Below are 12,142 nucleotides of genomic sequence, written 5' to 3' on the forward strand. Positions count from 1 at the left end.
ATGAATATGAAATGCATATGCAATTTAATATGGAAAAAGTTCATTTATGAACTAATAGAACACGTTAAATTATATTGTTTAACGCTTTTAATGTAAATACGCGATGATACGGAATGGCGATAAGCAGTATAGCTTGTTTTACGCGAATACGCAGGACTATGGCAAATAAAATCAAAAGCCGATTTTGAAAATTTTTTTGATTTTTCTTAGCGTCTTAGGAGACGAAGTACTGCGTGTTCACGTAGTCGTATAAGACGCTTAGAAAAATCATAAAAATTTTCACATGAGGCTTATGATTTTATTTGCCATAGTCCGTCCCATTGCGACAACCTAACCCCAGGAGGAACCGTTATGCCTTGTACAACGATACTTGTAGGAAAAAAAGCTTCTTATGATGGCTCGACCATGATGGCCAGAAACGACGACTCAGGTGCGGGTAACTACACCCCCAAGAAATACGCCGTTGTAAAGCCAGAAGATCAGCCAAGAAAATATAAATCCGTTATATCCGGAGAGGGGATCGACCTTCCGGATGACCCGATGCAGTATACATGCGTTCCCAACGCCGTTGAAGGCGAAGGAATCTGGGCAGCAAGCGGTATAAATGCTGCCGGAGTAGCTATGACAGCTACAGAGACCATCACTTCAAATGAAAGAGTTCAGGGTCTTGATCCATGTCTTGATGAGTCCCTCAAAAAAGGCGGAATCGGTGAAGAGGACCTTGTGGTTCTGACACTTCCATATATAAAGAGTGCAAGAGAAGGTGTTGTCCGTCTTGGATCACTTCTCAAAAAATACGGAACTTATGAAATGAATGGTATCGGCTTTGCTGATAAGGATGAGATCTGGTGGCTTGAAACCATAGGCGGTCATCACTGGATAGCAAAAAGAGTTCCGGATGAAGCTTATGTTGTAATGCCCAATCAGATGGGAATTGACCATTTCGACCTTGATGATGCACTTGGCGCTCAGAAAGATCACATGTGCTCAGCCGATATGAGAGAGTTCATAGAAAAAGGTCACCTTGATCTGTCTATCTCAGAAGGCTTCAATGCAAGATATGCATTTGGTTCACATGAAGATGCTGACCATGTATATAACACACCAAGAGCATGGTACATGGAGAGATATTTAAATCCTCATACCTATTACTGGGATGGCCCTACAGCTGACTATAGACCTGATTCTGACGATCTTCCATGGTCACTTATCCCTGAGAAAAAGATCACTGAAGAGGATGTTAAGTACCTTCTTTCAAGTCACTTCCAGGGAACACCTTATGATCCATACGGAAGCTACGGAGATCCTTCAAAGCGCGGCATGTTCCGTTCAATTGGTATAAACCGTACAGACTTTATGTCGCTTCTTCAGATAAGACCTGATGCTCCTGCAATTCAGTGGGTAGCATTTGGATCAAACGTATTTAACGTAATGGTTCCTATGTACGTTAATATAAATGAAGTACCTGATTTCCTTGGATGTACAGAGGAAAAAGTTTCTACAGATTCTATGTACTGGAATAGCAGACTTATCGGAGCTCTTGCTAACGCTTCATATAAGTCAAGCCTTAATATTATTGAAAGATACCAGCTCAAGGTTCATGGTAAGTGCCATGAGATCATTAACCGCTATGATGCTGAGCTTAAGAAGGCAAAAGGCGCTGCAGCTGTAAAGATAAGTGAAAAAGCTAATGCAGAAACAGCAAAGATGGTAGAGGAAGAGACTTCCAAGGTTCTTTCATCTGTTTTAAAAGAAGCATGTAATGTAATGAAGAATTCTTATGCAAGATCGGATGCATAATATGGAGTTAATCAGAGATTAACTCCTGGAAGTGGTGTCGCGAGCTCCACCACTTCCATTATTAGTCACTCGTATAACTCGCGACATGAGGTTAATTATGAATATAGTTGTATTATGTGGAGGTCTTTCCACAGAACGTGAGATTTCTTTTATCTCAGGAACAAAGGTTTGTGGTGCTCTTAGAAGAAAAGGACACAGAGCTGTTCTTGTAGATATGTATATGGGACTTGAGGATATGGGAGAGGATGTTATTGCTGATCCCGGTCAGCTTTTTGATAATCTTCCTGAGCTTAAGGATGTAACTTTTGACGGACTTACTCCTGACCTTGAGAAAGTTCGTTCAGAGCGTAAGTTTAAGAGCCCTTCTCTTTTTGGTAGAGGCGTACTTGATATCTGCACAAAGGCAGACGTAGTATTTATCGCTCTTCACGGCCTTAACGGTGAAGATGGTCGTCTTCAGGCTACATTCGATCTTCTTGGGGTTCCTTATACAGGATCAGGATACCTTGGCGCAGCTATTGGTATGGACAAGATCATGACCAAGCAGATGGTTGCACCCCAGGGCGTTAATACTCCTAAGTGGAATTCCTATTCAGGTGTAACAGAAGAAGATATTCCACGCATGATATCAGAAAACAAGATTCCATGTGTTGTTAAGACACCTACAGGCGGATCTTCTGTTGGCGTATATATCATTAAGGATGAAAAAGAATTTGAGCCAGCTCTTAGAAGTGTTCTTGAATATGGAAGTGATATCCTTATCGAGCAGTTCGTAGAAGGTCGCGAGTTCACTAATGCTGTACTTAAAGGCAAAGCTCTTCCAAGCGTAGAGATCGTTCCTATCGAGGGCGGATACAATTATGAGAATAAGTATACAGCAACAGGAGCTGATCATATCTGTCCTGGAAGACTTACTCCTGAACTTGCTAAGAAGATGGGAGATATGGCTCTCAAAGTTCATGAAACTCTTGAACTTAGAACCTATTCACGTTCTGACTTTATCGTAGATGAAAATGATAATATCTATTTCCTTGAAGTAAATACACTTCCCGGAATGACACCTACAAGCCTTGTACCTCAGGAAGCAGGTGAGGTTGGAATTGCATATGATGACCTTTGCCAGCTTATCGTTGAGGACGCTCTTGAAAAATGGCGTCGCAGATATACAACAGATAGTGATATAATAAGTACAAAATAATAAATATATATTATCAAAATAAAGAATATACAAGCTTGCGATATGGACTATGCAAGTGGAATATTTTTAGCTTTCGATACCAATATAACTATTAGTCACTCGCGATATACGATTGGGAGTTAATCATGGAGAACATTACACTTAAGCAAATATTAGACGCTACAAACGGAACCCTGCTTACCCCGGAGATTTCGGAAGATACTATTGTTAAGCGTGTCATTTCTGATAACAGAAAGGCTCAGGCCGGTGATCTGTTTTTTGCCATAGTAGGTGAAAAGATGGATGGACACAGCTTCGTAAATCCTGCCCTTAACGCAGGAGCTGTCGGAGCGATCGTATCCAAAGAGCCGGATGAAAAGGTTCCGGGTAAGTTCTATGTGCTGGTTCCCGATACCCTCTTTGCATTAGGTGATCTTGCCAGCTATTATCGTATGCAGTTCCAGATTCCGATAATTGCTGTTACCGGAAGTGTTGGTAAGACAACTATGAAAGATATGATCGCATCTGTTCTTTCAGAGAAGTTCAATGTTATCGCTACTGAGGGTAACTATAATAATAATATAGGTGTTCCCAGAACTCTTTTCAGAATAGACAGAAATACAGAAGTTGCTGTAGTTGAGATGGGAATGAACCATGAAGGTGAGATCAACTATCTTACACGTATGACTCATCCTACAATGGCAGTTATCACCAATATAGGTGATGCCCATATCGGAAATCTTGGTTCAAGAGAAAATATCTTTAAGGCTAAATGCGAGATATTTAATGGCTTGTCACTTGATGGTCTTGCAGTAATGAATGCTGATGATGAATATCTTGTTAAGCTCAAGGATAATGAGGACCTTCAGAAAGATTACAGATTCAAGTGGGTTGGCGAAGATTCCGATGCTGACTACGGTGCACTTGATATAGATGATACTCTTCAGGACGGCCTTAAGTTTACTATGATAGTAAGAAGAACACGTACAGGAATTGATGAAAAGGATACCATCAAAGTCCCTGCCCGTGGAAGACATATGATATATCCTGTACTTGCTGCTACAGCAGTAGCCAAGAAACTTGATATGTCTTATGAAGAGATCATTGAAGGAATTAAAAATTATAAACCAACAGCCATGAGAATGGAGACATGGAATCTTGGTAACGGCATTATTATCTATAACGATACATATAATGCAAATCCTCAGTCTATGAAGGCTGGTCTCAGTACCCTTGCTAATACAGACGGATCAAGAAGGATTGCAGTTCTTGGCGATATGCTTGAACTTGGAGACCTCGAAGAAGACCTTCACAGAAGCGTTGGTAAAAAAGCTGCAGATCTTTCTATAGATACTCTTATCACTATAGGACAAAGAGCAAAGTATATTGCTGACGAAGCTAAAAAGGGCGGTCTTATGGACGTAACAAGCTATGACGATGCAGAAAGTGCTAAGGATCAGCTTGATAGCCTTCTTACAGATGGCGCAGTAATTTATTTCAAGGCGTCACATGCAATGGCTCTTGAGAAACTTGCAGAGTATTGTAAGGACAGGATCTGAATATAGTAAAGAAATTACGGAGTGTTATTTAAGGTAGCACTCCGTTTTTTACGGCATAGAACTTTTACACTTTGACTTGACAACGCGTAAAAGTCTGCCATAATAAAATTATATTTTTGGCCACATTGTATACAAGGATACATGTGCTGTCTTTGTTTTTCACAAAAGGTTAAGGAGGATATATTATGAAAAAGAAACTGTTAAGCATTTCTATGTGTGCGGCTCTGGCTCTTTCTCTTATCACTGGATGTGGTGCAGGCTCAGAGTCAGGATCATCTTCATCATCTTCTTCAGATGTATTCAAGATTGGTGCGATCGGACCTCTCACAGGCGGTGCTGCTGCTTATGGTAACGCAGTTCAGTGGGGTGCACAGATCGCTGTTGATGAGATCAATGAAGCCGGTGGTATCAACGGATATAAGATTGAATATAAGGCAGAAGATGACGAGTGCGATAACCAGAAGTCAGTTAACGCTTATAATACATTAAAGGACTGGGGCGCTCAGTTCATCGTTGGTTCTACAACAAGTGGCTGCTGTATCGCAGTTGCTGACGAAGCTCACAATGATAACATTTTCCAGATCACACCTTCAGGATCAGCAGTTGATTGCGTAAAATATGATAACGCTTTCCGTGTATGCTTCTCAGATCCTGCACAGGGAACAGCTTCAGCTCAGTATATTGGTGAGAAGAAGCTTGCAACTAAGGTCGCTATAATCTATGACAGTTCAGATGTATATTCATCCGGTATTACAGAAACATTCGTAGCAGAAGCTGCTAACCAGGGACTTGAGATCGTATCTCAGGAAGCTTTCACAGCAGATTCCAAGACAGATTTCTCAGTTCAGATCCAGAAAGCTATCGATGGACAGGCAGAGCTTATTTTCCTTCCTATCTACTATTCAGAAGCAGCACTTATCCTTCAGCAGGCATCTACAATGGGTGCTACAGCTACATTCTTCGGATGTGACGGTATGGACGGAATCCTTGGTGTTGAGAACTTCGATACATCTCTTGCAGAAGGACTTATGCTCCTTACTCCATTCTCTGCAGATGCTACAGATGATCTTACCAAGAACTTTGTAGCTAAGTTCCAGGAAGCTCATCAGATCGTTCCTAACCAGTTTGCAGCAGATGCATATGATGCTGTATATGCTATTAAGGCAGCAGCTGAAAAGGCAGGTATCACACCTGATATGAGCGTATCAGATATCTGTAATGCAATGAAGACAGCAATGACAGAGATCTCTGTAGACGGACTTACATCTCTTGGCATGACATGGTCAGCAGCAGGCGAACCTACTAAGGAGCCAAAGGCTGTTGTTATCAAGAACGGTGAATACGTACTTGCAGAATAAGACATACCAGTTTTTATTCAATTGATATAGTGTAATTTAAGGGGTTTATAAATAAATAAGGCAGTCCGGTTCGGGCAGTGAAGTCCGTGCCGGATGCCTTTTTTAAATAATCGGATACCTATTGGATATCCTCGAAATATTTATAAGCCAAACATTCTGTATCGAGTATATTATTTGATGTTTTTTAATGCATTTTAGCTATAATATATATAGTAATACACATAATATTTGGGGAAGAAAAAAGTAAAGATCTACATTTATTGTTCTACGAATTTATCAGAGCCCTGTCGGCACCCCAGAAGGAAAGAGGTACAAGATGAATTTCCTCACATATTTAATCAGTGGCATAAGTCTTGGAAGTGTATATGCCATCATAGCTCTTGGATATACCATGGTATATGGTATTGCCAAGATGCTCAACTTCGCTCATGGCGATTTCATTATGGTTGGATGCTATGCTATTTTTACTATTGTCGCAGCCTTCAGCGGTTCAGGAATAGGAATGGTCATAGGCGTATTACTTGCGATGCTCATATGTACAGCAGTCGGTGTACTTACAGAGAGAATAGCATACAGACCTCTTCGAGAGGCAGGCTCTCCTCTTGCAGTTCTGATCACCGCTATAGGTGTCAGTTATCTTTTGGAAAATCTCGCCCTTCTTATATTCGGATCAGATCCTAAGTCCTTCACATCTATTATCAAGTGGGAAGGAATTACGATCGCATCCCTTAAGATTCCGGGCGTTACTATAGTTACAATTGCAGTCAGCATTGTAGTTTTAATTGGACTTCAGCTTTTCATTCACAAGACAAAAGACGGACAGGCAATGCTTGCAGCATCTCAGGACAGAGGCGCTGCTATGCTGATGGGAATTAATGTTAATAGAACTATTTCACTTACTTTTGCTATAGGTTCTTTCCTTGCGGCAATAGCCGGAGCACTCCTTTGCTCAGCATATCCGACACTTAATCCCTATACAGGTGCCATGCCCGGTATCAAAGCTTTCGTAGCAGCAGTACTTGGAGGAATCGGTTCGATCCCTGGCGCTATGATAGGCGGAATAGTTCTTGGAATAATCGAGATTCTTGGAAGAAGCTATATCTCCTCACAGCTTTCAGATGCGATCGTATTCGCAGTGCTTATAGTGGTGCTTCTTGTTAAACCTACAGGTATTCTTGGAAAGAAGATTCAAGAAAAGGTATAGGGCGTTTGAAAAACTTTGTTTTTCAAACGCTAGACATGGTAGCGTAGCTACCATGTCCAGGCGAAAGCCAAGCGAAAGCCAAGCGAAAGCTTGTTATTATGATGTAGTCACAATGTCCGAGGCGAAATGTGGTAGTTGGCTACAATGTCCGAGGGAAGGATTAATATATGAGTAAAAAGTTGAAGTTAAATGGAAATTTGACCACATATCTGATTGTTATTGTGGCATATATCATTTTTGAAATTCTTATACTTACAGGTACACTTTCAAGTCATATGCAAGGTCTCCTTGTGCCGATGGTCTATTATGCGATTGCGGCTGTAGGACTTAACCTTTGTGTTGGTATACTTGGGGAGTTGTCGATCGGACATGCAGGATTCATGTGCGTGGGAGCTTTTTCAAGTGCGATGTTTTCAAATGCTGTAAGTGACAGCCTTCCTGCAGGGCTTCGTTTCTTCCTTGCATTTGTAATAGGTATCGCAGTTTCAGCTCTGTTTGGATTTTTAATCGGTATACCGGTTTTAAGACTCAACGGTGACTACCTTGCAATCGTAACTCTTGCATTTGGTGAGATCATTAAGAATGTTATCAATGCTCTTTACGTTGGAGTAGATTCCAAAGGACTTCATTTTTCTTTTACAAGTGCAAGTGCTATGAACATGGAAGCAGGAGGAACAACAGTTCTTTCAGGCCCTATGGGTATCACAGGTACTCCTCGTGATGCGAACTTTACTATTGCAATAGTAGTTCTTTTGATATCTCTTTTCATAGTTCAGAATCTTGTTAAGTCACGTGATGGCAGAGCTATTATGGCTATAAGAGATAACCGCATTGCGGCAGAATCTGTAGGCATTAATATAACTAAGTTCAAGATCCTTGCTTTTACTATTTCAGCAGCAATAGCAGGAGCAGCAGGTGTCCTTTTTGGACATAACATTTCTGCACTTCAGGCTACAAGCGGAAACTTTGGATATAACATTTCAATTCTTATCCTTGTATACGTAGTTCTTGGTGGAATCGGAAATATCAAAGGAAGTGTTATCGCAGCTGCGATCCTTTACATGCTTCCCGAGATGCTCAGGGGCCTGAGCACATACAGAATGCTTATCTATTCTATCGTACTTATCGTAATGATGCTCTTTAACTGGGCACCGGGAGCAAGACAGTGGAGATCCAGATTTTTATCAAGGTTTTCAGGTATTACAAAAAGACCGGGAAGGGGTACTAAATAATGGCACTTCTTGAAGTAAATAAACTTTCAATTTCATTTGGCGGTCTTCGTGCAGTTGATGACCTTACTTTTTCCATAGAAAAAGGTGAGCTTTATGGTCTCATCGGACCTAACGGTGCAGGTAAGACTACTGTATTTAACCTTCTTACAGGCGTTTATAAGCCAACAGAAGGCATCATAAAGCTTGATGGCAGCGATATCACAGGCAAAAAAACTATCGATATCAACCAGGCAGGAATCGCCAGAACATTTCAGAATATCCGTCTCTTTAAGCAGATGTCTGTAATAGATAACGTTAAAGTAGGCCTTCAGAATGATAAGGAGCTTTCCTATTCAAGCCTTGACGGAATCCTTCATACACCCAAGTATTGCAGGGTGGAAAAAGAGATCGAGGCAAAGGCTCTTGAGATACTTAAGGTTTTCAATCTGGATGAATCAAAAGACGTCCTTGCATCCAATCTTCCCTACGGTCAGCAAAGAAAGCTTGAGATCGCAAGAGCGATAGCTACAAAGCCCAAGCTTCTTCTTCTGGACGAGCCGGCAGCAGGAATGAATCCTAATGAAACCGCAGAGCTTATGGAGACGATACAGCTTATCAGAGATAAGTTTGAGATGACCATCCTTTTGATCGAGCATGATATGAAACTTGTAAGCGGTATCTGCGAAAGGCTTACAGTTCTTAACTTTGGTCGTGAGCTTAAGCAGGGCGTAACTAAAGATGTGCTGAATGACCCTGAAGTTATCAAGGCATATATAGGAGAATAATACGGGCATATATCTTATAGATTGAGGTTAACTTATGGCACTTTTAGAAGTAAAAGATTTAAAAGTATATTATGGAGTGATCCAGGCTCTTAAAGGAATAAATTTCCATGTAGATAAAGGCGAGATCGTAGCTTTGATCGGAGCTAACGGAGCGGGCAAGACTACAACTCTTCACACCATATCAGGCCTTTTGAAGGCAGGAAGCGGATCTGTTATATATAACGGCAAAGATATTACAGGCGTTCCCGGTCATGAGATAGTCAAAATGGGAATGGCTCAGGTTCCTGAGGGCAGAAGAGTATTCGCTGATATGACAGTTGCCCAGAACCTTATGCTTGGAGCTTATACAAGAAAAGATAAGGCAGAAGCTGCCGGAATTCTTGAACAGGTTTATACAAGATTCCCAAGACTTAAGGAAAGGCAGAACCAGATAGCAGGAACATTGTCAGGCGGCGAGCAGCAGATGCTTGCAATGGGAAGAGCTTTAATGTCACATCCTGATATCATCCTCATGGATGAGCCTTCAATGGGGCTTTCACCACTTCTTGTAAATGAGATATTCGATATCATAAGAAGCGTTCACGAGGACGGCGTTACAGTTCTTCTTGTAGAGCAGAATGCCAAGAAGGCTCTTTCTATAGCAGACAGGGCTTATGTACTTGAAACAGGCGAGATCAAGATGGAAGGTAAGGCATCTGATCTTCTTAACGATGAGGGCGTGCGTAAGGCATATCTTGGAGAATAATGGAGGCATGAAGTTTGAAAATTAAAAATTTCCAAACTTCTCGAAGTGGTGTCGCGAGCTCCACCACTTCAACCATTAGTCACTCACTTCGCTCGCGACATGAGGTTAATTTACTAATGAAAAAAGTCGTTATAACAATCGAAAGACAATATGGTAGCGGTGGACGTACAGTCGGAGAGATGCTGGCTAACGAACTTGGCATTCACTATTATGACAAGGAACTTGTAAAGCTTGCCGCAGATGAAAGCGGAATAAGTGAAGCACTTTTCGTTCAGGCTGATGAAAGCATAAGGCAGGGCAAGGCACCTCTTCTAAATAAGATAAAAAAGAGTGTGTATAAAGGAAAAGTAATCGGCCCTGAAAGTGATGATTTTACTTCCATGCAGAACCTTTTTAACTATCAGGCTGAGGTTATAAAAAAGCTTGCTGATACGCAGCCCTGCGTAATAGTTGGAAGATGTGCCAACTATGTCCTCAGGGACTTTGATAACGTTGTAAGCGTATTCGTTCATGCTCCGCAGGACTTCCTTATGGAGCAGGCAGCACTTAAGCAGCCAATGCGCGGCAAGGAGCTTGAAAAGTTCATAGAAAAGACGGATAAGTACAGGGCAGACTATTACAAGTATTATACCGGCGAGAGATGGGAAGATGCTTATAACTATGATTTGTGCCTTAATTCAGGAAGGCTCGGATTTGAAAAATGCGTTGAAGCTATCAAGGAATATATGAAGGTCCGTTTTGGAAACGATGTATTTGATTAAAGATGGAGCAATAGTATCAGAATAAAGGTTTTGAAGAAATAATGATCAGTTGGGTTAGGATAAGTTTTTGAATAATAAAAGGACCTCATAAAGAGGTCCTTGGAAATAACATGAATATGATTATTTTTCAGCCTTTACGAATGAACCAAATCCCAGATCGATCTTGGATTCATCTGTGAAGTAGAAGTAATTATTTTCACAGAAAGAACCGTAAAAATCACTTGAATAAAGATCCAGGCTATAGAAAACGATTATAAGATCTTCGCCATCAAGGTAGATAACATATGGATGAGTCTCTGTAATATCACCATTTACGAAGGTGGCAATCCCATTATCAAAGGTAAGTGTGATATTAGAATCGTCTTCGCTTTGGTATGTTCCTGAAGGTCCTTTTGAAAAGTCTTCTGATCTTTTGAAGATGTACTCTTCATAAGTTACCCAGTCGAATTTTTCATTGTACTGAATGGTTATGGATGAAGCAGATTCCTTGGTTTTTGTAAGCTGAGCATCAAGATCAGCGTCTTCACCTTTTTCTTCCTTGTACATATTTGTGAATGCATCGGAGAAAGAAAGGCTATCGATATCAAGGACTACATATCCGTTTTCAAGAGTATAGTCAAATACCATTCCGGAGATATCAACGCTGTTACCATCAAATATCATTGATTCACTACCGTTGGTGTAAACCCCGTCAGGTACAGTGGTGATGCTGCTCTCAGATGAAACACCTGAATCTGTATTGGTAACCATTCCTGATACTTCATCATCCATTAAAGATGAAGCCAAAGATGGATCAAGCTCATTAGTAACTGTAGAGCCGTTTTTGCTTCTGTAAACTGCAGCAGAAACGGTCAGGATAACTGATATAGTGACAACAGCTGCAGTAATTATTATATTTTTTTTCATTATATGCGCCTCCAAATCCTTTTGGAATGAGATCCTATATTATAATTAAGATATGCACGTAGGTGCTATGTGATTATATATTGTTTTGGTTAAAAATGCCATTGTCAAATTTTATTAAATTTACAACTTAAAATATAGTGAGACTTTATGCTACTATATAGTTGATTTTAAAGACTTGTATAAAGTCGCGGGAGGAATAAAAAATGTTACAACAGGTTTCAATCTATGCCGAAAACAAAAAAGGAGTTTACAGAGATATTACAGGTCTTCTTAGTAAAAACGAGATCAATATCCTTGGCTCCGTAACTAACGACAGCGCTGAATATGGTATGGTACGAATGGTCGTATCTGATGCCGAGAAGGCTATCAAAGTATTAAGTGAAGCCGGATATATGTGTAAGACAACTCCTGTTCTTGGAATCGAGACAGAAGATAAGGTCGGAGCACTTAATAACCTTCTTGATGCTCTTTATGATGCCAACATAAATGTAGATTATATCTACCTTTCATTTAACAGAGAATCCGGAAAACCTATCATGGTGCTTCATACAGAAGGCATCTATCAGGTTGAGAATATTCTCACAAACAAAGGATTCACTTCCGTATGAGGCGTTTGACTTCATTTTCAATGAAGTC

General features: G+C 40.6%; 11 protein-coding genes. 10 read left to right on the top strand and 1 reads right to left on the bottom strand.

The genetic code is table 11. The features are described 5' to 3' along the window. The first annotated feature begins 351 nt into the window (after window positions 1-351). The 9 genes from WAA20_RS01970 to WAA20_RS02010 all read left to right on the top strand — a co-directional run bounded on the left by WAA20_RS01970 (window position 352) and on the right by WAA20_RS02010 (window position 10,600). Window positions 352-1,800 (top strand): C69 family dipeptidase, encoded by a 1,449-nt coding sequence (locus tag WAA20_RS01970; protein ID WP_073387423.1) that lies wholly within the window; start codon window positions 352-354, stop codon window positions 1,798-1,800. Window positions 1,801-1,897: 97 nt separating this feature from the next. Further along, on the top strand, window positions 1,898-2,998 hold the full coding sequence (locus WAA20_RS01975; RefSeq protein ID WP_073387421.1) for a D-alanine--D-alanine ligase: 1,101 nt from the start codon (window positions 1,898-1,900) through the stop codon (window positions 2,996-2,998). Between the two features lie 125 nt (window positions 2,999-3,123). Beyond that, the gene (gene murF, locus WAA20_RS01980) at window positions 3,124-4,536 is read left to right on the top strand and encodes a UDP-N-acetylmuramoyl-tripeptide--D-alanyl-D-alanine ligase (RefSeq protein ID WP_073387420.1); all 1,413 of its coding nucleotides are present in this window, start codon (window positions 3,124-3,126) and stop codon (window positions 4,534-4,536) included. A gap of 185 nt (window positions 4,537-4,721) precedes the next feature. Next, window positions 4,722-5,894 carry an ABC transporter substrate-binding protein gene (locus tag WAA20_RS01985; protein ID WP_073387418.1) on the top strand — a complete coding sequence of 391 codons (1,173 nt, stop codon included), beginning with the start codon at window positions 4,722-4,724 and terminating at the stop codon, window positions 5,892-5,894. Window positions 5,895-6,210: 316 nt separating this feature from the next. Continuing rightward, complete coding sequence (locus WAA20_RS01990; RefSeq protein ID WP_073387417.1) at window positions 6,211-7,098, top strand: branched-chain amino acid ABC transporter permease; 888 nt, start codon at window positions 6,211-6,213, stop codon at window positions 7,096-7,098. 167 nt (window positions 7,099-7,265) lie between these two features. Then, a complete protein-coding gene (locus WAA20_RS01995) occupies window positions 7,266-8,330 on the top strand; it encodes a branched-chain amino acid ABC transporter permease (protein WP_073387415.1) in 1,065 nt (354 codons plus the stop codon). Then, complete coding sequence (locus WAA20_RS02000; protein ID WP_073387414.1) at window positions 8,330-9,094, top strand: ABC transporter ATP-binding protein; 765 nt, start codon at window positions 8,330-8,332, stop codon at window positions 9,092-9,094. Before WAA20_RS01995 ends, WAA20_RS02000 begins: the two co-directional genes overlap by 1 nt. A gap of 34 nt (window positions 9,095-9,128) precedes the next feature. Further along, window positions 9,129-9,839 (top strand): ABC transporter ATP-binding protein, encoded by a 711-nt coding sequence (locus tag WAA20_RS02005; protein ID WP_073387412.1) that lies wholly within the window; start codon window positions 9,129-9,131, stop codon window positions 9,837-9,839. A gap of 116 nt (window positions 9,840-9,955) precedes the next feature. Next, window positions 9,956-10,600, top strand: coding sequence for an AAA family ATPase (locus WAA20_RS02010; protein ID WP_073387411.1), 645 nt, complete (start codon window positions 9,956-9,958; stop codon window positions 10,598-10,600). 120 nt (window positions 10,601-10,720) lie between these two features. On the opposite strand, the gene WAA20_RS02015 is transcribed toward WAA20_RS02010, so the two are convergent. Next, window positions 10,721-11,506, bottom strand: a complete 786-nt coding sequence (locus tag WAA20_RS02015) for a hypothetical protein (protein WP_073387409.1) — start codon at window positions 11,504-11,506, stop codon at window positions 10,721-10,723. A gap of 203 nt (window positions 11,507-11,709) precedes the next feature. Here WAA20_RS02015 and WAA20_RS02020 point away from each other — a divergent pair, with 203 nt between their 5' ends. Next, on the top strand, window positions 11,710-12,114 hold the full coding sequence (locus WAA20_RS02020; protein ID WP_073387408.1) for an amino acid-binding protein: 405 nt from the start codon (window positions 11,710-11,712) through the stop codon (window positions 12,112-12,114). The last annotated feature ends 28 nt before the right edge of the window (window positions 12,115-12,142 follow it).

Source organism: Butyrivibrio fibrisolvens, assembly GCF_037113525.1.
Lineage (GTDB): Bacteria > Bacillota > Clostridia > Lachnospirales > Lachnospiraceae > Butyrivibrio > Butyrivibrio fibrisolvens.